Genomic DNA, 272 nt, shown 5'->3' on the forward strand with positions numbered 1-272 from the left:
ATATCCACAATGACACTTCCTGGCTTCATAGATTGAACCATATACTCTTTAACAATTTTAGGAGGGCGAGATCCTGGTATTAAAATTGTTGAAATAAATAAATCTGCTTCTTTAATCGTTCGCTCTAGATTTTCAGTATTAGATTCAATTATATTTACTTCTTCTGTTGCGTATTGCTTTCTTAAATATGCAATTCTTTCTTGATTAACCTCTAGGATTGTAACACTACATCCAATTCCAATTGCCATATCACAGGCATTAGTTGCAGCATT

Annotated in this window: 1 pseudogene; it reads right to left on the minus strand. The window is 32.7% G+C overall.

The window, feature by feature from the left end:
* Positions 1 to 272: pseudogene (locus tag HMPREF2590_RS12080) on the minus strand (alanine dehydrogenase); the annotation flags it as partial.

The organism is Bacillus sp. HMSC036E02 (genome assembly GCF_001836235.1).
GTDB classification, from domain to species: domain Bacteria; phylum Bacillota; class Bacilli; order Bacillales; family Bacillaceae_G; genus Bacillus_A; species Bacillus_A cereus.